This window comes from Pseudonocardia yunnanensis (assembly GCF_039534065.1).
Classification (GTDB): Bacteria; Actinomycetota; Actinomycetes; order Mycobacteriales; family Pseudonocardiaceae; genus Pseudonocardia; species Pseudonocardia yunnanensis.
Genome location: NZ_BAAAUS010000017.1, coordinates 195,150 through 216,800, shown reverse-complemented (window position 1 = coordinate 216,800; position 21,651 = coordinate 195,150). Strand labels below are relative to the sequence as shown.

24 protein-coding genes are annotated in these 21,651 nt (G+C 65.9%); 19 read left to right on the top strand and 5 right to left on the bottom strand.

What is annotated here, in order from left to right; all coding sequences use genetic code 11:
• Positions 1–13: 13 nt before the first annotated feature.
• Complete coding sequence (locus ABD743_RS17810) at positions 14–298, bottom strand: hypothetical protein (RefSeq protein ID WP_344723195.1); 285 nt, start codon at positions 296–298, stop codon at positions 14–16.
• Positions 299–1,183: 885 nt separating this feature from the next.
• On the opposite strand from ABD743_RS17810, the gene ABD743_RS17805 reads away from it, so the two are divergent.
• The 3 genes from ABD743_RS17805 (at position 1,184) to ABD743_RS17795 (ending at position 3,213) form a co-directional block, all read left to right on the top strand.
• Positions 1,184–1,489: a nucleoside triphosphate pyrophosphohydrolase gene (locus tag ABD743_RS17805; RefSeq protein ID WP_344723194.1), complete on the top strand. Its 306-nt coding sequence runs from the start codon at positions 1,184–1,186 to the stop codon at positions 1,487–1,489.
• A 285-nt stretch (positions 1,490–1,774) separates the two neighbouring features.
• Positions 1,775–2,182: a nucleotide pyrophosphohydrolase gene (locus ABD743_RS17800; RefSeq protein WP_344723193.1), complete on the top strand. Its 408-nt coding sequence runs from the start codon at positions 1,775–1,777 to the stop codon at positions 2,180–2,182.
• Positions 2,183–2,187: 5 nt separating this feature from the next.
• The gene (locus ABD743_RS17795; RefSeq protein WP_344723192.1) at positions 2,188–3,213 is read left to right on the top strand and encodes a hypothetical protein; all 1,026 of its coding nucleotides are present in this window, start codon (positions 2,188–2,190) and stop codon (positions 3,211–3,213) included.
• A gap of 89 nt (positions 3,214–3,302) precedes the next feature.
• On the opposite strand, the gene ABD743_RS17790 is transcribed toward ABD743_RS17795, so the two are convergent.
• The gene (locus tag ABD743_RS17790; protein WP_344723191.1) at positions 3,303–3,611 is read right to left on the bottom strand and encodes a hypothetical protein; all 309 of its coding nucleotides are present in this window, start codon (positions 3,609–3,611) and stop codon (positions 3,303–3,305) included.
• A gap of 559 nt (positions 3,612–4,170) precedes the next feature.
• Between ABD743_RS17790 and ABD743_RS17785 the strand changes: the two genes are divergently transcribed.
• Both ABD743_RS17785 and ABD743_RS17780 read left to right on the top strand, forming a co-directional pair.
• Positions 4,171–5,502 carry a HEPN/Toprim-associated domain-containing protein gene (locus tag ABD743_RS17785; protein ID WP_344723190.1) on the top strand — a complete coding sequence of 444 codons (1,332 nt, stop codon included), beginning with the start codon at positions 4,171–4,173 and terminating at the stop codon, positions 5,500–5,502.
• A 187-nt stretch (positions 5,503–5,689) separates the two neighbouring features.
• Positions 5,690–6,271 carry a hypothetical protein gene (locus ABD743_RS17780; RefSeq protein ID WP_344723189.1) on the top strand — a complete coding sequence of 194 codons (582 nt, stop codon included), beginning with the start codon at positions 5,690–5,692 and terminating at the stop codon, positions 6,269–6,271.
• Positions 6,272–6,545: 274 nt separating this feature from the next.
• Here ABD743_RS17780 and ABD743_RS17775 read toward each other — a convergent pair whose 3' ends face one another.
• Positions 6,546–7,610, bottom strand: a complete 1,065-nt coding sequence (locus ABD743_RS17775; protein WP_344723188.1) for a YaaC family protein — start codon at positions 7,608–7,610, stop codon at positions 6,546–6,548.
• 405 nt (positions 7,611–8,015) lie between these two features.
• Between ABD743_RS17775 and cutA the strand changes: the two genes are divergently transcribed.
• Entirely contained in the window at positions 8,016–8,354 is a 339-nt protein-coding gene (cutA, locus tag ABD743_RS17770) for a divalent-cation tolerance protein CutA (RefSeq protein WP_344723187.1), read from the top strand.
• On the opposite strand, the gene ABD743_RS17765 is transcribed toward cutA, so the two are convergent.
• Positions 8,292–9,596: an NsdA family TPR-like regulatory protein gene (locus tag ABD743_RS17765; RefSeq protein WP_486362891.1), complete on the bottom strand. Its 1,305-nt coding sequence runs from the start codon at positions 9,594–9,596 to the stop codon at positions 8,292–8,294. The genes cutA and ABD743_RS17765 overlap by 63 nt on opposite strands.
• Positions 9,597–9,807: 211 nt before the next feature.
• Between ABD743_RS17765 and ABD743_RS17760 the strand changes: the two genes are divergently transcribed.
• The gene (locus tag ABD743_RS17760) at positions 9,808–10,011 is read left to right on the top strand and encodes a hypothetical protein (RefSeq protein ID WP_344723185.1); all 204 of its coding nucleotides are present in this window, start codon (positions 9,808–9,810) and stop codon (positions 10,009–10,011) included.
• A gap of 5 nt (positions 10,012–10,016) precedes the next feature.
• Here the strand turns inward: ABD743_RS17760 and ABD743_RS17755 are convergent, their stop codons facing one another.
• Positions 10,017–10,355, bottom strand: coding sequence for a helix-turn-helix domain-containing protein (locus ABD743_RS17755; RefSeq protein WP_344723184.1), 339 nt, complete (start codon positions 10,353–10,355; stop codon positions 10,017–10,019).
• Between the two features lie 145 nt (positions 10,356–10,500).
• Here ABD743_RS17755 and ABD743_RS17750 point away from each other — a divergent pair, with 145 nt between their 5' ends.
• The 12 genes from ABD743_RS17750 (at position 10,501) to ABD743_RS17695 (ending at position 21,572) form a co-directional block, all read left to right on the top strand.
• Positions 10,501–10,749, top strand: coding sequence for a hypothetical protein (locus ABD743_RS17750; protein WP_344723183.1), 249 nt, complete (start codon positions 10,501–10,503; stop codon positions 10,747–10,749).
• Between the two features lie 92 nt (positions 10,750–10,841).
• Entirely contained in the window at positions 10,842–10,994 is a 153-nt protein-coding gene (locus ABD743_RS17745; protein WP_344723182.1) for a hypothetical protein, read from the top strand.
• 79 nt (positions 10,995–11,073) lie between these two features.
• The gene (locus tag ABD743_RS17740; protein WP_344723181.1) at positions 11,074–11,346 is read left to right on the top strand and encodes a hypothetical protein; all 273 of its coding nucleotides are present in this window, start codon (positions 11,074–11,076) and stop codon (positions 11,344–11,346) included.
• A complete protein-coding gene (locus tag ABD743_RS17735) occupies positions 11,343–12,176 on the top strand; it encodes an ABC transporter permease (protein ID WP_344723180.1) in 834 nt (277 codons plus the stop codon). The genes ABD743_RS17740 and ABD743_RS17735 overlap by 4 nt, the downstream gene beginning before the upstream one ends.
• Complete coding sequence (locus tag ABD743_RS17730; protein WP_344723179.1) at positions 12,173–14,317, top strand: cell division protein FtsK; 2,145 nt, start codon at positions 12,173–12,175, stop codon at positions 14,315–14,317. Before ABD743_RS17735 ends, ABD743_RS17730 begins: the two co-directional genes overlap by 4 nt.
• 233 nt (positions 14,318–14,550) lie before the next feature.
• Positions 14,551–14,994 carry an RRQRL motif-containing zinc-binding protein gene (locus ABD743_RS17725; RefSeq protein ID WP_344723178.1) on the top strand — a complete coding sequence of 148 codons (444 nt, stop codon included), beginning with the start codon at positions 14,551–14,553 and terminating at the stop codon, positions 14,992–14,994.
• Positions 14,991–16,133 carry a deazapurine DNA modification protein DpdA family protein gene (locus tag ABD743_RS17720; RefSeq protein WP_344723177.1) on the top strand — a complete coding sequence of 381 codons (1,143 nt, stop codon included), beginning with the start codon at positions 14,991–14,993 and terminating at the stop codon, positions 16,131–16,133. Before ABD743_RS17725 ends, ABD743_RS17720 begins: the two co-directional genes overlap by 4 nt.
• Positions 16,130–17,098: a bifunctional DNA primase/polymerase gene (locus ABD743_RS17715; protein ID WP_344723176.1), complete on the top strand. Its 969-nt coding sequence runs from the start codon at positions 16,130–16,132 to the stop codon at positions 17,096–17,098. The genes ABD743_RS17720 and ABD743_RS17715 overlap by 4 nt, the downstream gene beginning before the upstream one ends.
• Positions 17,099–17,222: 124 nt before the next feature.
• Positions 17,223–18,833 (top strand): hypothetical protein, encoded by a 1,611-nt coding sequence (locus tag ABD743_RS17710; protein WP_344723175.1) that lies wholly within the window; start codon positions 17,223–17,225, stop codon positions 18,831–18,833.
• Positions 18,834–19,203: 370 nt separating this feature from the next.
• Entirely contained in the window at positions 19,204–19,398 is a 195-nt protein-coding gene (locus ABD743_RS17705; protein ID WP_344723174.1) for a helix-turn-helix transcriptional regulator, read from the top strand.
• Positions 19,398–20,765, top strand: coding sequence for a tyrosine-type recombinase/integrase (locus ABD743_RS17700; RefSeq protein WP_344723173.1), 1,368 nt, complete (start codon positions 19,398–19,400; stop codon positions 20,763–20,765). Before ABD743_RS17705 ends, ABD743_RS17700 begins: the two co-directional genes overlap by 1 nt.
• 246 nt (positions 20,766–21,011) lie before the next feature.
• Positions 21,012–21,572, top strand: coding sequence for a hypothetical protein (locus ABD743_RS17695; protein WP_344723172.1), 561 nt, complete (start codon positions 21,012–21,014; stop codon positions 21,570–21,572).
• The last annotated feature ends 79 nt before the right edge of the window (positions 21,573–21,651 follow it).

Sequence of the window (21,651 nt, the reverse complement as noted above, 5' to 3'; positions counted from 1 at the left end):
CGACGGGCGGTGATCAGCCGTCCGTCGGATCGTTGGGATCCTGCCTGAGGACCTCGATCCACTTCAGATCGACGATCTCGTCGCTCTCGATCCGGAACAAGACGATCATTTCGGGCACCCCGGGCCAAGGATCGGTAGCGATCCAGCCCAACGGGGAGCCGGGCACCGTCTGCAGATCCTCAGCGGCGTTGGCCACGGCCCACACCACGCTCTCCAGCACCTCGTCCAGCCTCTTCACCTCAAGCCCGAGCTGTTGACATTGCTCGGTGAAGAGCGCTGACTCGCGGACGTCCCGCATGACTCCGACCCACCTCTCGGTCACAACCGCCACGACCGGATGGAGCACTGGGGAGCGCATCCGAATGGCGTTCTTGCTGAGAGTACCGGACAGGACCTCCGCGGAACGGAAAGCGGACGGACGGTGGATCCCCCGAAGTCGTCTAGTTCCGCAGGTCAAGTGCCATCCACAGGTGACACCGTCGACTATCCACAATGTTGTCCACACGCCCAGTTGGCGGAACGGCTGCGGTGAACGGTGTGTCAGGCGGCACGAGGGGATTGGATCGGATCGGCAGACCCCACTCGACCGATGGCGTCAAGATCGTTAACGCCGCTCACCGATTGCTCTCTATCCACAACCGTCACGCCGACAATGTGATGCGGATCACCATATGGCTACGGTCGCTCGCGTGTCGCCGCAGCAGGTAGCTCGGCGTTCGGCCACCGACTGCGGGCCTGTCAAGCGTCAACACCTGCTTACATGTTCAAGTGTGACGGACAGGCGGGACGAGGTTCTCTCGAAACTGGCATGGGCGCATCAGGATGCATGCGCCAGGCGAAGCCATGGGCTCGTCCATAAGAAGTCGTGTTGGAGCAACGCGCTGAACCCGGCCCGATCCCGGGCGACCCGGAAAACGATCCGGAAGGCTTCCTGCCCGGCAAGCCGAAGCCGGCGGTGTCATGTCGGTCAGGCGTGGTCGAAGCGCCGCGATAACCAACATGTCGTGGCAGCTACCTGACCTCGAGCCGACCGAAGCGGGCATGCCCAGGCGCGCCTTTCCGAGGTCGAACTTGTAGGTGCATGAGTACGCCTATTAGCACGACGAATCGCTACGAGCGCGAGGAGTCGGGTCGGCACGGTAGAACTCCGCGCAGCCAGTCTGACCAAGGAGTACGGACACAGATGGGCAAGCTCGTCCGCGACAAGATCCCCGACATCATCCGCGCTGATGGCCGGGAGCCTGACCTGCGGAGGCTCGACGCGCAGGAGTACGTGCGTGAGTTGCACGCCAAGCTCTTCGAAGAAGCCACCGAGCTAGCCAACGCGTCGAACAGCCAGGTCGCCGAAGAACTCGCCGACGTGCTGGAGGTCCTTCGTGCCATCGCTCGAATTAACGGGGTCACCATGGCGGAAGTTGACGACGTGGCCAAGCAGAAGCGCGCCGACCGGGGCGCGTTCGACCAGCGCTGGTACCTCAACTCTTGGTAACAGCAACGGAGATTCCCGTCGGTCGGAGACCACACACACTCGGCGTACGACTCACCGCTGCGGAGCGACAGGAAGGGTCAGTCGATGAGCACGTCGCCCTCGCTTCAGCAACTCCCGCTCGACGGCGATGGCCAGCCAGCACACGTTCGCCGAATAACAGTCAGCCCCGTCCGGGGCGACAGATGATCATGCGGTTCGCCCGGAGGCACCTCGTGGTACCTCGCGACGGCCACCACCTCGCGGAGTGCTCCGCACTCGCGGCGAACTGCTAGATACGGTGCCGCAATGCGCGACTTCGAGGACTTGGCCGATCGCCTGCGCGCCTTCGCCGCCGACCGGGAGTGGGAGACGTTCCACTCCCCCAAGAACCTCGCCATGGCACTGGCCGGCGAGGTCGGTGAACTCGCCGCAGAGCTTCAGTGGCTGTCGGAGGCAGATGCGCAACCACACCGGTTCGACGACAGCCTCCGCCAACGGCTGGCCGACGAAGTCGCGGACGTGCTGATCTACCTCGTCCGGTTCGCCGACGTGTGTCGGATTGACCTTCTTACCGAGGCCTATGCGAAGATCGGCCGAAACGAGTCGCGGTACCCGGTCGAGCTGTCGCGCGGCAACGCCGTCAAGTACACGAGCCTGCCGGGACACGACCGCCATCTCGGGGATGATCCCCCGACGGGAGATTGGGAGCGGTAGCCGACGTGGCTCAGGTGGTCATTCAACCGTCATACGGTAGTACGGATGCGCGCAAGCATTGGGACCGCACGCTCAAGGCGAAGATCAATTTCGCCGACGGTGAGTTGCAAGAGGCGTTGACCAATGAGCAACTCACTGCCCTGATGGCGATGCACCCGGAAGGCGCCGCACGGTTTTGGGGCGCAACACCCAACCATGACAAGCGGATGAGCACGCTTCGGCCCGGCGACGTTATCCTCTTCACCGGGCAGAAGATCGTCAGGGGTGTCGGCGAGGTGGGGCACAGCTTCCGCAATGCCCCGTTCGCCAACGCGCTGTGGAATCCACACCCCACCAACGGAAGCTTCCACAACGTCTACAGTCTGTTGACCTTCCAGCCCGTGCACATCCCGTACGAGGAGATCTGGGACCTGCCAAGCTTCAACCCCGGTGACATGTTCATGGGGCTGCGCTTCCTCGACGAAGGCAAAGGCGAGGAAATCCTCGCCGGCCTGGCGATCGAAACCTTTGTGGCCGGGCAGCTCGCGAACGAGCAGGAGCAGATGGTCGAAGCGGCCCTCGCCGGCGGCACGGTCATCCCTGCCGAGGCGGTAAACGCGGTCCACACGTCCTACGACAAGAGTGGCGGGACGGTCCTCGTCCACCGGGCCGAGGCGCTGCTCGTCAAGGAGTACATCGAGTCGCTCAACCTCGACGCTGGGAAGCGGTTCAAGACGCCCGACGGAGGTATCGCCGATCTCTATGTCGAGGGGCCGGAAGGCGTCGAGATCGTCGAGGCTAAGCGGGGCGCCGACCGACAGTTCGTGCGCCAGACGCTGAGCCAACTGCTGGACTACGCGCCGCACAGCCCGAAACCTGCTGATCGCCTTACTGCCCTGTTCCCATCGCAGCCCGCCAGCAGCAGTATCGAGTTGCTACACCGTTACGGGGTCGACTGCGTTTACCGCGCCGGGTCCGGCGCGTTCACGCGGCTTGCAGCAGCTGACGATATCCGCTTCTACCTTCAGCAGCGCTGGACCGCTGTGACCTGAATAGTCCCTCACGCAGAAAGCCCGCTGACAGATACGAAGGCGCCCCACTCGCCGAGGTGCGAGGCTCCTGCGATCGCTGCTAGTCGTCCTCAAATCGTTGAGCCCGTCAAACGCCGGACTGGCGCTTGATTGTCTCGCCGCCTCCACCGCAGGCCGTTCGCGTCGGCGAACTCGATGGTGAAGCTGTCTGGTGCCGGTGCACGGGTGAGCAGGGTGCTGGGGTTAACCGGTCCGACGCTTCGCCTGAAGTCTGTCTCGGGGGCGAGGACACGAGCCGAGAGGCCCAGGTCGTCGTCACCAAGGTTGATTTGGTCGGGGTCCTTGTACAAGCCACAGACCTCGACACTGACGATCTCGACACCGAAGACTGGCCGAGTACTGGCGTTCTGCACGCGCACGATGACCTCCGGGTCTCGCGCAGGCGCGCTGACGGGGTACTCAGGCTCGATGGTGATTAGCCTGGCCTGCGCAGCGTCACGATCGTCCTGGTCTGTCTTACGCCACCGACCGTCGCGCCGTGCGAGCCAGATAGCGATTATCCACCGCAACTACGGTGCTGGCTGCGCCGCCGATTTGCCCCCAGGCGGCGAGCCAGTCGGCGGCAGTCGGCGTGTCTGCTGCGATCACGCCATAGAAGGTAACCAGGGCCGACTTAGCTCATTCGGTCGGGTTCTGTAGAAGCCTCAATCGCCATCACACGGCCTGTGCTCAGGGGTCGCGGGGTCCAACGCCCGCTCCATGACGTCCTGACAGTCCACGGGCCGACGTGCTCCTTGATTGCCACAGACCAGCGGACTGTGGAGCGCCTGCCTCTATAACTGCCTGCCAGGCTCACCTGCTCTGCCTCCGAGCTCCGCCGTGTGGTATCCCTTAGAGCGGGCTCCAGGATATCGTCCCCGGTCGCCGGGAGACCCGTAAATTGCGCGCTTATTGGCCCGACTTCAATCGGAGACTGCGATGGGTGACAGGTGGAGGCTGCTGCTAGGCGAGCAGCAGATCCTGTGGGGCAAGAATAGCTTTCCGTCTAGGCTCATGACGATCTTCCAAGAGCAAGACAAATACATGCGGGAGGACTGGGCTAGGGCTCTCGATGAATTGAATTCACTCGCTGGTGACCAGGTGACGCCTGAAGCCTTGGAAGTGACGAGCGAGAATCGTGATGAGATGCAGGCCTCCGAACTCTTCGGCTACCGAACGAAAGTTGGAACGGCTCTTAGTCGCCTAAAACTGATGGGTTTCACTCCGGAAGCCAGCCGGCAAGCAATGGCCGAGATTCGCAGGTCGCGACTTCGAGAAGACCTACTAGCCGAAGATGTCCTCTACGTTGGAGCCGCTAGGGGTCGCGATGCTACGTCTCATCGGATGTCGTGTGAACAGGTTGTCGAGACGGGGCTCGATGCCTTCATCAACGGCTGCACGTCCTACGGGTTTTCTGATGACCTCAGTCCATTGGACGCTGCCTGCCTTGAAGAACTGGAGCTCTACTTCGAAGACGAAAAAGATGATCCTCGATTCCTCCTCAGCGCCCTCCTTAAGGGCCAGGATGCTCAAAAGCTGCTGACGATGGATCTGTCAGATCTCCTTGCTGCCGGTTATTGCAGCAGTACAGAGGACTTGTCTGCCCAGGCCGGCCGGGAGCTGAGCATTACGACTGTGAGCACCGGACCCATCATTGTCATCACCGAAGGTAAGTTCGACTCGCAGGTTCTACCTAGAGGAATTCAACTAGTCCGTCCAGACATCGCCGGATACTTCAGATTCTGGGATCTGGAGAGCACGAAGGCGGCTGGAGGCACCGATCAGGTCGTCAAGAATCTTCGCAGTTTCGCGGCGGCTGGTGTTATGAATAGAGTAATCGGAATCCTTGACAACGATACGGCTGGTCGGCAGGCGGAGAAGCAGCTAGGCAGAACTATTCTGCCTGAAAATTTTGCCGTCTGCCGCTTGCCCGATGTGGACTATGGCCATTCGTATCCCACCCTCGGTCCATCGGGGGCGTCGCAGGAAGACGTCACAGGTCGTGCCTGCTCCGTGGAGTTTTACTTTGGCAAAGAGTGTTTGCGTGAAAAGGACGGAAACCTAGCTCCAGTTCGCTGGAAGAGTTACATAGAGGCAATGTCGGACTATCAGGGTGAACTGGTCAACAAGGCCTCCGTTCAGGAACGTATCGAGGAAAAGTTGCGATTGGCCGAGAGGGGCGGCCGACCACTTGATAGTGAATGGGATTCGATGCGAAAGATAGCTCAGGTCCTGGTTGACTTGGCTGCGCCCGAACCGGGGCTATTCTAAGCTCGCGGCTTCAGCCCCACAACCCGTCCTGGAGATGCCCTTGATAGTCGAGTCAATCTACTGGCGTCGCGAGCTCTACCGGTCAGCCGCTAGGCTACGAGCCAAAGCGACTCAGAGGCGGTGGCCAGAATCTTCCATCTCGTTGATGGAGAGGAACTTGATGGTCGGGAGCTTTAGTGTACGACGCTTGATTGAGAACTCTAAACTGCCCGACTCGTTCGCCGATCTCTCTATTCCTTGCGCAACCATCCCCAGGATCGACGACGTAAAGAGATCTATCAGCCTAATACGACCGGTAGATCTATTCGACGTCTACCACATTTTCGATTTGGCAAACGCGGCTCACGGGACGATCGCCGTACACCGTTTGATCAACCAGTTGATTCATAGCGATATGCTGGTCTACATCACGCCGATAGAGTGGGATGAGTCGCAAACGGCCTTGCTTGTAGCCTCGAATAACTCGGTCGACAAGAAATTGATCGGTGTCTGGGTCGGCGATATCGCCCTAATGTTCGAGAGAGCTGCACTTACGGAACCTGACTCGATAAGGACGATTTGGAGCGAGGAGCGGCGAGACTACGTTCGCAGTGTCGATTCCGGAACCCTCGATAACCGGCTTGAGGAGTGGGGATTTGCATCAAGCATGGAAATTGCGATAAGTATGCGTCGCCTCAAGGAGCGTACACGCGGTCCGAAGCTTGACTTCGCGTTGCGTCTACTGCATGGCGAAATTGAATCGTACGAGAATGGCCTCGAAAGAGGATAGGACTTTGGCCAACCCGCGCCGGAGATCTCTTCGGCGTCTTGATCGCTGGGGTGGAATCAGGTTCTCGGGTTCAACGATCGCGGCGACAAACTAGATAGGGTTGGATCCATCCGGTTCAGGTCTCAGTTTGGCCAGTCCTCAGGCCGCACCTATTGCACTACTCTGCTCCAGTTGGGAGTCGCCCCGCGGTGCCTATCCACGCGATCCGGGCCGGCTCTACGCGGGTTCGGACGGTGTCGACCCGGAGCCCACGATCACGCTAGCAGGCGTTCGTCTATTCGCTCTGCTCGTCCTCAAAGAAAGCGGCCCGCTCTACGATTGCGAACGCGTCGAGTATCAGGTTCACACATACCCGGTGCGCCTCGTCGAGCAGATATTCCACCGCCGGAGCGTCCGGCGAAGAGTCGATGTCTAACATCTTGGTCCAGCTGCTCGGCTGATACCTCGCCAACATGGACAGGGTGAACAGTACTGCCCACCACGTAACGATAGGTTTGAGTGGTTCATCGTTGCCAGCCAGCGTCGGGATGACCCACGTCGACTTCGACAATGCATTGCGGTCTGAATAGATCTCAGGTCCGCAGCTAGTGATCATCACGTTATCGATGTAGCCGGTCTGAACGTCCGACTCGGCAACTAGACTAATAGTCCCCCGATCTGACCAGGCGTTTATGAGGGTATGAACCCTACCGTCCTCGGCCACGAGCGGGCTGAAGCGCCGCATGCTCGGATAGCGTTCACGCAGCACCTGCCGCAGTTCGTCCACCGACCGGTGGCGCGGGAGGCCGAATAGGCTTGCAGCAGCCTTGGGATACGCCAGCGTGGTGCCGTTGGAGCCGAGGTGCTGCGTTGACGCAAAGAGGCGCAGGGCCATGCAGATGTCGTGGCTGCCTTGTAGCGGCACCGTCGCGCCCTCGGGTAGCGATGCCCAAAGCTCACGAAGCTGCACCTTCACAGGTAATGTGGGGCACCAGGTGTACTTCGCCAGCATCTGGAAACTCTTTCCTGACCCCTGGTCGACCACTGTGACGTCGCCGATGGTGCGTGCCTCGTTGAGGTTGGGACATGTCAGGCCATGCGCGTTGAGTTCCCACGGCTCGTTCGGACGGGCTGCGGCTGCTATCAGCCCGCGTGCCGCCTGGTTCAGGCCGTAGTACAGGAGTATCGGCTTCGTCTCATACCCAGCAAGGTCAGACAGTCGGAAGAACTGCTCAGACTGTTTCATGGCGGCGGCGAAGAGGAGCCTTCGCGGCTTCCTGTGCGCGTTGGCTGGAGGCTGATGGCGCTTGGCGCGGATTTCCCGCCATGCTTCCTCGGTTGTACGCCTGTACTCCACCACCGCGGTAGTCTACCAGCGAAAGGAAACAGTTCGCCTCGTGACCCGACACGCTGTAGCTGTCGATAGCTCAGACTGGGAGGATGTTTTCGCTCGACTAAGTAGAAGGATTTACAAGACCAGAAACGCGCTAGTTCACAGCATGGACGAATCGAAGGACCGTTTCTTGCCGTCCGTCGATTATCGCAAGATTCTGCCTGAGCCTTCTTCTCTGATGGATGCAGTGGATCACGTGCGCGCTGCGGGCGGCTGCGACACCTGCGGGCACTCTAGTTGTGCCGCGCAGGGATCGGCTGTTTGGGCGGCGGCACGCCCCGCGAGCGGTGCGGTCTGATTGCGCAGACGCTGCGCGGCGCCGGAGGTGCCGTCCTGACGGAGTGATCGGGCGCGCCTCGTAGTCTTGGACGCATGACCGACATCTTCGAGGTGGCGACCGCTACTCCCACCCGCGAGGCTGCGTTGGAACTCGCCGAGTCGGCGATCAGAGCATCGCTGGCGGCGGGAGGGCAGGTCTCGGGACCGGTGGTTTCGTTCTTCTGGCACGACGGCCAGTTTGGGCAGGGCGAGGAGTGGAAGGTGTCGTTCAAGACGACCGAGGCCCGATACCGAGATCTGGAGGCGCACCTGATGGCGAATCACGTGTGGAGCAATCCAGAGGTGACCGCCGTTCCCCTCGTGCGTGCGTCAGCGTCGTACGTCGAGTGGGTTGAGCGCGTTACTACTCAGCACGTCGCGAACGACGGTTAGCTCTCGGTACTCTGAGAGGCGACTTGCTACTACGGCGAGGCGCTGCCGAGGTCGGACGGACGCGACGTTCCCCATGATTTCGAAGCTTGACCGCACCACATCTGCGGCCTGTTCGATCTCTCCGGCATCAATGTAAGACTCGGCAAGCCACGACGAGTACAGCGCCTTGTCGCGGGCGTGTAGGTCGCTGTAGCGCGCAAGGGCTGATTCGAGGACGGGGACGGCACGCAGGGGCCGGCGGAGTTCACTCCAGCATCGGCCGGTCATGATCGCGAGTTCGGTATCGTCGATCCAGGCCGCGTAGTCGGGAGTCTCGCCAGCGCGTTCGGTCAAGGCTTCCTCGGCGAGACCGAGGTTACGTGCCGTGGCGTCCGCGTCGCCGTCGAGCGCAAACGTCCAAGCTGCTCGCGAGTGGAGGAGTGCGCGCACTCCGGGGTCCACGCCGTTCTGCAGGGCGGCATGAATTGACTTCTCCGATACCTCGCGAGCCGGTTGGCCGAGCGCGATCAGTTGATAGGCGTGAAAGGCTAGTGCGTTGCCGGCCAGGCCTGTATCACCGGCCTCGACGGCGGCGCCGTGGCCCTCGCGGTAGTGCTCTTCGGCGAGGTTGTGCCAGCCCGCATCGAATGCGGCCCACCCGGCCTGCTGGGACTGCTCGGCATGGATTGCGAGTAGCTCGCGGCGAACCGACTCTCGGCTCACGCCGGAGCGTAGTAGATGTTCCGAGACGCGCGCTTCGGCGGCGTAGAGGTCGTAGGTGTCGGCTCCGCCGAGATGTTCATCGAGCTTGCGGAGCCGGATCAGGCGGCGGCGGAGTTCCTCGGCGACATCGCCGGAAGAGCGGGCCCCGGCGTCCGATCCGAGGGCAGACGCGAGAAGGCCGCCAATCGCCATCGCGGAGCCTGCTCGCAGGAACTCTCGTCGGTGCACTGAAGGGTCACCGTCTCCCGTTGCCGTCGTCTCAACCTCGAACGAGGGCGAAACTACGACGCCGGCTGGCGGAGGGGCAGGGCAATCAGGGGGCATTCGGGGGGCTGTGCGAGTGCCCTGTCTTGCGGGTGCCGGCGGTAGCGGCGCGCCGAGTTGACTGAGCAGTCGGCGGTACACAGCCTGAGGTCGGCTGACCGTGCCGCTCTCCCACCTGCCGACGAGGCGCGTGTCGAGTCGGGTTCCGCGGTCCTCGTTGGTCTCGAAAGCTTGCCTGACGACGTTGTCTACCAACTCCTGCTGCGACCACCGCATGGTCTCGTCGCGCCAGCGCCGCAGTTGGATCCCCCACGGCTCACCAGGCTCTGTCTGGGGTGAGGTCACACCGCCCTCCCGGCGCTCTGCGACTGGTTTGCCGGGTACATGCCCGGTGTTGCCGTCCATCCGACCTGAGATTTCCCGACTTCAGCCGAGATCGTCAATGGCACAACGCAAACGATCGAGACGCAGTAGCTGGGAGGTCGTGATGGCTCGCAAGACCACGATGATGCCGGTGACGAACGGGGGCGGTGCGGGCCGGCGCGTGCTCGCCACCTTGGTGTGCCTCGTGCTGCTCGTCCTGGTGGTCCGGGACCCTGTCGGCGCGGCTGCGGTTGTCAGCCAGGTCGGCCGGTCGGTCGATGCGGCGCTCGACGCGCTGAGCGCGTTCGGCGCAGCTCTCTCGCGATGAGAACGTCAGGATTCGCGCTGGGCGGCCTCGACCTTCGCGAGGCGCTGCTGAACTTCGCTGAGGTCTGCACGAAGGGCGGCAACCTCGTCCCTCAGGGCAGTCGCCGAGTCACTGGGTGCCTGCGCGCCGTCCGACAGCGTCTGGAGGTAGTTCGGCGCCCAGCCAAGCGCGACTGACAGTGCCATCAGGACCGGCTTGCCGCGGTCGGCCGGCTCAGCCTTCTGGAGCTTTCGGAGCGTCGCCACGCTCACGCCGGACGCTTCGGCCAATGCCCTCTGAGTCATGCCGCGCTCGGCCAAACGAGTGTTGATCGCGTCTGCCACGGCCTGCCAGTCCCTGGCCACTAAGCCTCCTCGCAAGGTCTTCCACCTGCGCAAATCCTAGCGCTCATATCGTCCCCCACGGGGCGGCGGCGTGCGGAAAGTCGGTTTGAGCAGCTTGGCTAGCGCTAGAATAAGCGCTACTTTGAGCGCATTGAAAGGAGAGTCGATGGATACCGAGGTCAACGGCGCGGAGCTAGCGGAGTGCGTCCGCTCGCTGGACGAGGAGGGCCGGCGTGCGGTGCGCGCGTACTGGGAGCAGGTGATTCAGGAGGAGTGGGTGCTGGCTGCGCGGCGTATACCGCGGGCGGTGTCGCTGGCGGAGGTGGACGAGTGTCGGGCGGTGGCTGAGGTGGTGCGTCTAGCGCCACGTGGCGGTCGTGTTGGCGTAACCCCGCTGGGGCCGGAAGCGGCGTGATCGAGCGCTACTCGCCTGGCCGGTCACCACACCGGCGCCCGGCCAGGCCGTGAGGCGCTCGACCAGCGAGCCCCAACAGACAGGAACCGCCAATGACGTCGCGCAACTGGGACAAGAGCCCGGAGACCGAGAAGGACAGCAAGTTCCACGACCTGCGAGACAGCGGCTACCGCGGGCCGATCGATCAGGACGGCAACAACCTCGAGGACGTCAACGCCTGGGCCGACGAGCAGCTCGGCCGCTGATCAGCGAGACGGCTCGGCAGCGGGACTGGACTCCCGCGGCCGGGCCTAACCGAACCCCTTTCAGGCAAGGAGAACGGCTTTGGACATCGAACTACACAACCCGATCGTCATCGATGGCGAGATCCTCCCCAGCCCGTTGGAGTTCCCGCCGGCCATCCCGGCCTCCCCGGTGCGCATCACGTGTCCGTGTGGCAAGGACGGCTCCGACTACGCCCACGGCGGGATCGGCGACCGCGTCCCGTTCACCTGTGACGAGGTGCGCGCGATCCGCCGCCGAGTGGAGTCCGGGGCGGCGCAACCGCGCCGCGCCGTCCGTCGCCTGTTCCGTCGCATCGCTGGGGGTGCGCGATGACCTCCGCCTACCCCCTAGCCCACGACGTCCTGGTCGCCCGCGTGCGGCAGATGATCGCCGATCTGGGGCGGGTTCCGTCGCAGCGGCAGGTGATGCAGGTCTGCGCGGTCGGCCGCGATCGGGCCAAGACGGCCCTCGCCGAGGCCACCGCCCCGGCACCGCAGGTCACCCCGGTCGTAGACGCACCGGACAGCACCCTCCCCATCGGCGCCGAGAACGAGCAGGGCGCCCCTGCGGAGCGGACCCTGCACGCGGTCCCTGACCTGGAAGCTGACCCGGCACCGGGCCACACGGACGGCGCTGAGATCGCGCCAGAGACGCGCGCCGACGCCCCCGCGGCGCCGAGCACCCCCGAACCGGTCGCGCCGGTGGCGCCGAAGCGGGTGCGCGTCCCCCGGTGGCCGATCTCGATCATCGCCCTGGGCGCGTTCGTCTCGATCTGGGGTGGCTGGGTCGGCCTCGGGCGGATGACCGGGTTCGGCAAGGTGCAGCTCCTGCCGGGCATCGCCGACAGCTTCGTCATCGACTCTGCGATCACGCTGCCGTTGGGTGTGGAGGCCTACGCCGCCTACGCCCTGTGGGTGTGGCTCGCCCCGCCGACCGCGCAGATCACGACGCGGGCGCGCCGGTTCGCGTGCTGGTCGGCCATCGCCGGGCTCGCCCTCGGCGTGTTCGGCCAGGCCACCTACCACCTGTTGGTCACCACCGGCGCTACGACGGCGCCGTGGCCGGTCGTGACGTTCGTGTCCTGCCTGCCGGTGCTCGTCCTCGGCGCCGGCGCCGCTCTGGCCCACCTCGCCCACCAGCACGACGAGGAGACCGACCGATGACCATCGCCATCCGCGACAACGACCACGACGGCAACGGCGACGGGCGGCGGCCGGCGGTGATCGAGGGTGAGGTACTGCCCGCCCCGCGGCAGCGGCGGATCATCGACGCCACCACCACCGTGCGCCGCAACAGCGTCGCGGTGATCACCACCGCTGCCGCTCACCCGCACACCCGCCGCACCCTGGCCACCGGCCTGACCGTGGCGCAGGGCTTCGAGAGCTGGGGCAAGCGGGCATGGGACGGCTCGACAATGGGCACCTACCGCCGCGCGATCCGTGCCGCGGAGGCGGCCGGGGACCGGCAGGCACTCGCGGAGTGGCTGGACCGTAAGGAGCGGGCCGGGCTGATGCGGCACAAGCGGCTGATGGACGCCCCCAAGCTCGCGTTCGGCATCGTCAAGGCCGTGGGTGGGGCGCTGATCGGGCTGGTCGGGCTGGTGCTGGTGCTGGCCATCGTCGCGCAGCTCTCCGGTGTCGGGTCGTTCCTCGGGGTACTGGCCGGGGTGCTGGCGCTGATCGGGTTTATCGCCGCCGCGATCGCGTTCCTGTGGACCCCGCTGCTGGCCGCGTTACCCGCTCTGATCGTGGTGGCCGCGTATCGGGAGGGGAAGCGGCGGGGCAAGGCGCCGGCGTGGGCGGCCACCTCGTCGGATGCGGATGTCGACGTGACGATCGATGAGACCACGATCGCCGCGGCGTTGGCGGCGTTGCGGATCCCGCAGATCACCGACTACCTCAAGGCCGGCACGCCGCTGCAGTTCCTCACCCCCGCCCGGGTCGACGGCCGTGGCACGCACGCGGTGATCCGGCTGCCGATCGGTGTCCCGGCGGAGAAGATCGCCAAACGCCGCCTGGACCTGGCCACGGGGCTGCACCGCCAGGCGAAGGAGGTGTGGCCGACCACCGGCAGCGAGGCCGGGATCCTGGACCTGTGGGTGGCCGACAAGGGCGCCCTCGCCGAGGGCGCGGGCCGCTACCCGCTGCTCGAGGCCGGGCTGACCGACGTGTTCAAGGGCGTGCCCGCGGGCAAGAGCTTGCGGGGTGAGCCGATCACCGCGCCGTTGATGGAGCGCAACACCATCACCGGTGGCCAGCCCGGTCAGGGCAAGAGCGCGTCGGCGCGGGTGCTCATGGTGGGTGCAGCGTTGGATCCGACGGCTGAGCTGCAGATCTTCGTGCCGGACACCAACTTCGACTTCGAAGTCTTCAAGCCCCGCTGCTCCCGCTACGTCATGGGCGCCGAGGACGAGAAGATCGCCGAGATCCTGGCCCACCTGCGCGAGCTGCACGCCGATGTGCAGCACCGCGGGCAGATCCTCGTGGATCACGAGACCGCCGCGGTTACCCGGGAGCTGGCCAACCGCGGGATCGGGCTGCACCCCAAGTTCGCCCTGATCGAGGAAGCCCACGTCGCGATCCAGCACCCCACCCATGGCAAGGAGATCGCCCAGCTGCTGGTCGACATCGTGAAGCTCGGGCGCAAGCGCGGGATCCATCTGATCGTGTCGACGCAGGCGCCGACGAAGGACTCGATGCCCCGCGATGTGACCCGCAACTGCTCCAACGGCATCGCCTTCGCCGTGGGCGACCACGTCGCCAACGACGGGCTGCTGGGGCAGGGCGCCTACCGGGCCGGGCACCGGGCCACCGAGCTCATCCCCGGCACCGACCGCGGCACCGCCGTGGTCAAGGGCTTCACCGGGGCCCGCAGCGAGATCCTGCAGTGGTACTTCCTGTCCGTGGATGAGGGCAACGACGACGTCACCCCGCTGATCACACGAGCCCTCGATGCGATCGCCCGGCGGGGGAAGGGCCTGCCCGGCGCCGACCGCCCCGCCCCGGTCGTGGAGCGGGTCGATCACCTCGCCGACATCGCCGACGTGCTGGCTGGGGAGAAGCGGATGCGCACCGTGGAGCTGCTCTCCCGCCTCGGCGAGCACAACCGCAACACCTACGGCACCTGGGACGCCAGCAAGCTCACCGCCGTCCTGGCCGGCGAGGACATCCGTACGGTCAAGGTCCAAGGCGTGATGTGTGTGCGGGCCGCCGACGTCCATGAGCGCCTCGCTGACCGCCTCCTCGACGCCGAGCCGGACACGGACGGTGACGACAAGGCGATCGAGGACGCCAACGACCGGTAGTGGTTGGCCGGGGGGAGGCGCCCGCTCCTGGGGGAGTTCTCCCCTCCCGCCTCCCTCCTGCTGCCTCCCCTGCCTGACCTGCGCCTCCCCTTCCCGGGGAGGCGGGGGAGCCACTCCCCGCTGACCTGCTGAAACCCCCTCAAACCCAGGGATCGAGGTACCTCGCGTGCCTCCCTCCCTCGACCCTGCATGCCCACGTGTCGCTACACACCGTAACTAGTGAGGGACGGACGATGAGCACCCGACACCAGACCCACCCCGCCGCGGGCCCTGTCCGGCGCCGCCGGCTCGGGGTGATGACCGAGCAGTGGGGGTGGCAGCCCACCGCGTGGATGCAGGACGGGTTGCCCACCTGGCGGTGGCGTGGCGCCCCGGCCGGGCTGCTGACCCGGCGGCAGATGCGGGCGGCGGGGCTGGCGCCCGGCGGGGCGCAGCCGGTCGCGCAGGTGGTCTGCTGGGGTGGGCGGCGGCGCGGGTTGCTCTATGACCCGGCCCATCTCGCTCCGAAACGGGTCCCGACCCCGGCGCAACTGGTCGCGGTCGGGCGGGCGCTGGCGGCGCGGCGCTGGTGCCCGACGTGTCGCCGCGATGTCGGCTACTGCATCCCGACCTCCCTCGGTGAGTGCATCGACTGCCGCTACCCCACCACCGACGGTCGGGAAGCGGGGGCGGCGTGAGGTTCTTCCTGGGTACGCATCGCCCGAACTGGCTGTCCTTGACGTCGGTGCCGCTGTTCGTGTCCGACCGCACCCTGCGCGGCTACAAGACCCTGCCCACAGCCAAGGGCACCTGGGCGCTGGACTCCGGCGGGTTCACCGAGTTGTCGACCCACGGCAGTTGGGATCACGGGCCGACACCGCGCCAGTACGCCGCCCGGGTCCGCCGCTACGCCGAGGAGATCGGCGGTTTGGTGTGGGCGGCACCGCAGGACTGGATGTGCGAGCCGTTCGTCACGAACAAGACCGGGCTCAGCCGCCTCGAGCACCAGAAACGCACCGTGCACAACGGCCTCGAATTCCGTTCGATCGCGCCGGACCTGCCGATCATCCTGGTGGTGCAGGGCTTGTTCGAGGACGAGTACCTGGCGTGCCTGGACATGTACCGCAGCGCCGGGGTGGACCTGGCCGCTGAGCCGGTGGTGGGGGTGGGGTCGGTGTGCCGCCGACAAGGCACCCGGGAGGCCGCGAGCATCATCGCCGCGATCTGCCGGGCTGTCCCCGGGATCCGGCTGCACGGTTTCGGGATCAAAACCTCGGGGCTGCGTGACTACGGCAGCCTGCTGCACAGCGCGGACTCGATGGCCTGGTCCTACGCCGCCCGCAGGGCCCCCCGCCTGCCCGGCTGCACCGGGCACGCCAACTGCGCCAACTGCGCCCGATTCGCCTTCGGGTGGCGCGAGCGCGTGCTGGCCTCGCTGGCCGGACACGCCACCCGACCCGCCGGCCCAACGGGGCGCGGGGCGTCCAGAAAACTAGACACCTCACGCCGGCTGGCGTTGTCCGCGTTCCGACACGAAGCCGCCCGCCTCGAGCGCGACAGCACAATCCGCTGCGCCAACCGCGACGGGCTATCGGTACGGGCCATCGCGACGGTGATCGACCTCAGCCCGGCCCGCGTCGGGCAAATCCTCACCGAACCCGACACCCCCGTGCTCGAGCAACTCCGGCAGTTGCGCGCGCGGTGGGGCGTCGATGACGACCCCGCCTCACGCGCCGCCGCGGACATGATCATCGCCAACATCACCACCGGGGAACTCACCACCAACAGCGTCGGCGAACTCGACGGCGCTGCGCCAGCCGGGGGTGTGCAGTCATGACCGCAGCGAGCGACCTGCTCGACGTCGCGCTCGCGACCGCCGCACGGGGGTGGCCAGTGATCCCGCTGGTGCCCGGAGGCAAGCGACCGGCACTGCACGGAATCGACCACTGCGCCAGCACCGGGGTCTGCGCGGGCGGGCACCAGGGGTGGGAGCAGCGCGCCACCTGCGACCCGCAGCGGATCCGGCGCGCCTGGTCGACCGGGCCGTTCAACGTCGGGATCGCCTGTGGCCCGGCCGGGCTGGTCGTGATCGACCTGGACACAATCGACCCGGACGATCCCGAGGACGTCCCACCCGCGAAGTGGATGCAACTCGGCATTACCAGCGGCGCGGACGTGCTGGCCGTACTCGCCGAGCGGGCCGGGCAACCGATGCCGGCCACCCGCACCGTGGACACCCCGTCAGGCGGGCGACACCTCTACTTCCTCGCTCCCGACGGACCCGCGGCACCGGCGCTGCGCAACACCAGCGGGGCACGCGGCAACGGCCTCGGGTGGAAGATCGACACTCGGGCCCACGGGGGGCAGGTCGTCGCGGCCGGGTCTCGCACCCCGGACGGGGTCTACCGGCTCGTGGATGCCCGGGAGCCGGTGCCGCTGCCCGGCTGGCTGTTGCAGCGCCTGCGCCCGGCACCGCCACCACCGATACCGGCCGGACCGGTCCACACCGGACACGGCCGCCGCGCCCGCTACCTCGCCGCCGCGATCACCGCTGAAACAGCCCGCGTGCACAACGCCGCGGCCGGGCAACGCAACGCCTGCCTCTACGTCGCCTCGGTAGCGCTGGGCCAACTCGTGGCCGGCGGCACCCTGCCCGAGGCCGACGCCCGCGCCGCACTGATATCCGCCGCCGGCCGACACCTCGCGCTGCGCGCCTACAGCCCCCGGCAAGCCGAGCAAACGATCACCTCCGGGCTCCGCGCTGGCGCCCGGCGGCCGAGAAGGGTCGAGGACGCCGCATGACACCCCCACCCCACCCGACAACCCCCGACCATCACCCCACCACCACCGTGATCGGCCCGCAGAACGCCACTCAGGCCGCGATCAGGGGCCCTCTCCGGCAGGTGTGTCGGCGGGGGGTGGCGACGTGACCGAGGCCGTGGCCGGCCCGTCGCGGCCGTCTCTGCGCCCGGTCGGGCCCGACGGACGACCGAGGGTCCGGGTCGGCGCGGCACCGGAGACGATCCGGGTGCTCACCGACGCGGTCAACTCCCGGGTCATCCCGCACACCTACGTCACCGACGGCACCCCGGTCGTGATCGAAGTCGTGTCCGGAGCCGCCGGCCCCACCGCCGGGGACGAGGACGTCCCGCTCCCGCTGACCGCGAGCCCGCTGCGGCCGCCGCTGCTGGCCGCCTTGCTGGCCGAGCACGCCGACGTGATCCGGCTACGGGTCAACGAACGCGGCGAACAGGTCGACGAAGAGATCTCCCCACCCGCCCACGTCCTCGCCGCAGTCCTTGCACGCCAGTCCTGGACCGGGCTGCCGGTGCTGCGGCGGATCATCTCTACCCCGGTCCTGCGCCAGGACGGCACCCTGCTGCAGACCCCCGGCTACGACGAAGCCACCGGATTCTTCCTGGCCTCCTCCCGGCCAATGGAGCCGGTCCCTGACCGGCCCAGCGCGGCACAGGTGGCCGCGTCGCGGGAGTTCCTGCTCGAGCGGTTCCTGCGCGACTTCCCCTGGCGGTCGGCGGCGGACCGGGCCAACTACCTGGCCATGCTCGTCTCGCCGATCATCCGCCCCTACACCCGCAGCCTGTCCCCGTTCGGAGTCATTGATGCGACCATGCCCGGCTCCGGCAAAACCATCCTCGCCGGCTGCGTCGGACTGCTGGTCGGGCAACGCGTGCTCACCTGGACCGACTCCGACGACGAGCTCCGCAAATCCATCACCACCGTGCTCGCCGATGCGGTCGGAGTGGTCGTGTTCGACAACCTCATCGAAGGCGCCGTCATCGATTCCGCCGTGCTCGCCCGGCTGGTCACCGAACGCACCTGGACCGACCGCAAACTGGGCACCAACACCGCCTCCACGTACGCGAACGATCGGCTGTGGCTGGCCACCGGGAACAACCTGCGCACCGGCGGGGACATGGCCTCCCGCGCAGTCTGGGTGCGCCTGGACCCGGACTGCCCGCGCCCGGAGGCCCGGACCGGGTTCACCATCCCCAACCTGGACTCCTGGATCCTGCACCCGGCCAACCAGGCCACCGTGCTGCGCCACGTCCTGACCCTGATCCTGGACTGGACCGCGGCTGGCGCCCCCACCTCCAGCCGGGTGCCGGAGATGCGGCAGTTCACCCGCTGGGCCCAGCACCTGGGCGGGTTCCTCGACCACCACCAGATCCCCGGATTCCTCGCCAACGCCGAGAGTGCCCGCGGCCTGGACGACGATGCCGCGGAATGGCGCGCGTTCCTGCTGCGCATGCGGACTCTCTACGGAGACCGCCGGATGACTGCGCACGAACTGCGGCAAAGCGCTGAAACAGCCGGGGGGTTCGGCGGTACCGATCCGTGGGCCGGAACCTTCCCGCTCAGCTCCAGCGGGCGCCTGCCCACCGTGCGGTCCCTCGGCAAGCTGCTCACCGGCCAGATGGACCGCTGGCGCGGCGACGCGGTTCTACGCAGCGTTATTGACAGCCACGCCAACGTCCGCCGCTACTGGGTCGACATCCACAACCCAGAGCCCCGGTAGCTCGACCCCCCAAATCAAACCTCGCAAACCCGCAAACCCGCGAACAACGCTCTGACCAGGAGAAACATGGATATGGATCTTGCGGGTTTGCTCGACGGTCCACCCCTCTAAACCCGCAAACCCGCGGGTTTGCGGGTTTGACCACCCCCGACCGGCACCAAACCCGCCCACCAAACCCGCAGGCCACCCCTGTTGCAGCGAGGTTTGCGGGTTTGAAACCGCCCCCATCGCCCCCGCATATTTCCGGCCCGCCGGCCGCCACGACGGTCACTCCGACCACCACCCGCGCGACAACAGGCAGTCACGACCGCCTCCCGTGACGCACCTCGATCCCGCCACCGCCCCACCACCCGTATCCAGGGAGACAGCAATGAGCCGGCCACCCGCCGCCCGTCTCACCGTCCGCGAGTTCTGCGCCGAACTCGACATCTCCCGCTCCACCTTTTACGAATGGCGCGCCAAAGGCCGCGCACCCCGCTGCATCAAACTCCCCAACGGCGAAATCCGCATCCGCCGAACCGACTTCGAGCGCTGGCTCGACAGCCTGGAAGAGGAAGCAGCTTGATGGACTCCGCATACGACGTCCGCGTGTGGGCAATCCAGACCCGATACAAGACAGAGGGGAGCAAGAAGAAGCCGCTCCGCTACGTCGTTCGCTGGATGGTCAGTGGCGAGCGGTTCCAGCGATCCTACAAAATTCGTGCCCAGGCCGACAGCTTCCGCTCCGAACTACTGGCCGCGGCACGCAACGGGGAACTCTTCGACACGCTCACGGGCATCCCACGGGCAAAGCTGCGGACGACCAAACGCATGACGTGGTTCGAGTTCGCCTGTGCGTACGTAGATTCCAAGTGGCAGGACAGCGCGCCGAAGAGCCGCAAGAGCACTGCCGACAACCTGATCGCCATAACACGAGCTCTGCTCGCTGGGCGACCCGGTGAGCCCGATCGGAAGCTCATTGGCTCGGCACTGCGCCACGCCTTCAACACGAATGAACGGAAGAAGGCGCCGAATACGGATGTTCGGTCCGCGCTCCGCTGGATAGAGGGTGCCGCACCATCGGTCGCGCGGTTGGCGGAACCCGCCGAGCTCCGGAGTCTGCTCAGCGCCCTCGACCAGAAGCACGACGGAGGGCTATGTGCCCCCGACACCATCCGGCTACGCCGGACGACGCTGAGGAATGCGCTCGACTATGCGGTTGAACTATCGTTGCTGGACACCAACCCCATCACCGAGATTAAGACTCGGAAACACAAGACCACGCTGCGCGAGGTAGACCGCAGGTCCGTCGCTAACCCGGTGCAGGCGAGGACGCTGCTGCTGGCCATGAGAGAAATCAATCCGCGCCTGACCGCGTTTTTCGGGGTCATGTACTACGCGGCATTGCGGCCGGAGGAAGCCGTAAACCTCAGGCGCGAGAACCTGAGTTTGCCGGGGGATGGGTGGGGCGAACTTCACCTCGAACGTGCTGCACCGGAAGTCGGCGCCGAGTGGACCGACAGTGACTCGCGGACAGAGGAACGCAGCCTGAAACACCGCCATACCGGTGTAGGCCGGACCGTGCCGTGCGCGCCAGAGTTGAGCACGTTGCTGCGCGAGCACCTTCGGGCCAACGGCACGGCCGCCGATGGCCGGCTCTTCCGAGCCATGCGCAGCGACGGGCCGCTCTCGAGCACTGTCTACGGTCGGGCATGGGCAACAGCGAGGACCGCCACGTTCACGCCGGACGTCCTTGCGTCACCACTCGCCAAGCGTCCGTACGACCTTCGCCACGCCGCGGTCTCGACGTGGCTCAACGCGACGGGCGACCCAACCCGGGTAGCGGAGTGGGCCGGGCACACAGTGAGCGTTCTGCTCCGCGTCTACGCCAGGTGTCTTGACGGCGGTGAGCAAGACGCGCGCAAGAAGGTCGCCGACCGGCTCAGAGGATGAAACGAGAGCGACGAGCCCGTCGGTACGAACTCATGACAGCGTCGTTGCTTGGGGGCATCGTGCGAGGTCGGTCGGGATGTCCGAGGGTCCGTCGGGCGGCGGCTGGCGTAGCCGTAGTCCGTGTATACGCCTGCCTCCCGACCCGGACGGGCGTACGAGACCTAGCTTTCGAGCTCGATTGACCACGCTCGGGCTGTCGCTCAAATGACGCGTGTGGTGAGATCCATCCAGATATAGCATCCATGCGTGTCAGGTATAGATTGGGGAACTGTTCCAGATTGGCTGGCCGGCGGTGGTGCTGTTGTAGCACTCCTGTTCGCAGGTGTAGCCGCGCGAGCAGCCCTCCGTGCCAACGGCCAACAGAGTCGACAACTTGTTAACCTCGAAGAACAGCAACGAGAAAGGAACGAGCGCGAGAAACGATCGCAGGCTGCTTTGATCGCAGCATGGATTCAACCTGACGGGGAAGGCCTGCTGCAGGTCTATTTCATCAACGGAAGCCCCTTACCGATTTATCGACTCAGGGTGATCTTGCATGTTGCCTCGGAGACCTTTGCCGTCGAGTACGCCGTGCGAGGACCGGACTCTGCTCCTGTCAAGATTATGCGCGCTACTACGAAGTTTCGTGCTGTGCTAGATGCACGACAGATCATGAAATGGCGAAAGATGCTCGGCGACGGCAGAATAAGCGTGTCAATGTCGTTTATGGACGCAAACAGCACTCGCTGGAATCGTGATTCCAGCGGGCTGCTTTCGCTAGATACCTCTGATCAATCATCGACGATCGACGGGGCGCAGTCCGAGTGACGAACTGACTAACTTGAGACTCCGGCGGGCTGCCGCCGGCCTCTTAGCTGGACCGTGTCCTAAACTGCACCGAGTACGC

Bases quoted from the DNA above. Each gene is read 5' to 3' on its own strand.
- cutA (WP_344723187.1), top strand. From the start codon at position 8,016: ATGACCGACATCTTCGAGGTGGCGACCGCTACTCCCACCCGCGAGGCT.
- ABD743_RS17715 (WP_344723176.1), top strand. From the start codon at position 16,130: ATGACCGCAGCGAGCGACCTGCTCGACGTCGCGCTCGCGACCGCCGCA.
- ABD743_RS17705 (WP_344723174.1), top strand. From the start codon at position 19,204: ATGAGCCGGCCACCCGCCGCCCGTCTCACCGTCCGCGAGTTCTGCGCC.
- ABD743_RS17725 (WP_344723178.1), top strand. From the start codon at position 14,551: ATGAGCACCCGACACCAGACCCACCCCGCCGCGGGCCCTGTCCGGCGC.
- ABD743_RS17735 (WP_344723180.1), top strand. From the start codon at position 11,343: ATGACCTCCGCCTACCCCCTAGCCCACGACGTCCTGGTCGCCCGCGTG.
- ABD743_RS17760 (WP_344723185.1), top strand. From the start codon at position 9,808: ATGGCTCGCAAGACCACGATGATGCCGGTGACGAACGGGGGCGGTGCG.
- ABD743_RS17785 (WP_344723190.1), top strand. From the start codon at position 4,171: ATGGGTGACAGGTGGAGGCTGCTGCTAGGCGAGCAGCAGATCCTGTGG.
- ABD743_RS17810 (WP_344723195.1), bottom strand. From the start codon at position 298: ATGCGGGACGTCCGCGAGTCAGCGCTCTTCACCGAGCAATGTCAACAG.
- ABD743_RS17805 (WP_344723194.1), top strand. From the start codon at position 1,184: ATGGGCAAGCTCGTCCGCGACAAGATCCCCGACATCATCCGCGCTGAT.
- ABD743_RS17765 (WP_486362891.1), bottom strand. From the start codon at position 9,596: ATGCGGTGGTCGCAGCAGGAGTTGGTAGACAACGTCGTCAGGCAAGCT.
- ABD743_RS17750 (WP_344723183.1), top strand. From the start codon at position 10,501: ATGGATACCGAGGTCAACGGCGCGGAGCTAGCGGAGTGCGTCCGCTCG.
- ABD743_RS17700 (WP_344723173.1), top strand. From the start codon at position 19,398: ATGGACTCCGCATACGACGTCCGCGTGTGGGCAATCCAGACCCGATAC.
- ABD743_RS17730 (WP_344723179.1), top strand. From the start codon at position 12,173: ATGACCATCGCCATCCGCGACAACGACCACGACGGCAACGGCGACGGG.
- ABD743_RS17745 (WP_344723182.1), top strand. From the start codon at position 10,842: ATGACGTCGCGCAACTGGGACAAGAGCCCGGAGACCGAGAAGGACAGC.
- ABD743_RS17800 (WP_344723193.1), top strand. From the start codon at position 1,775: ATGCGCGACTTCGAGGACTTGGCCGATCGCCTGCGCGCCTTCGCCGCC.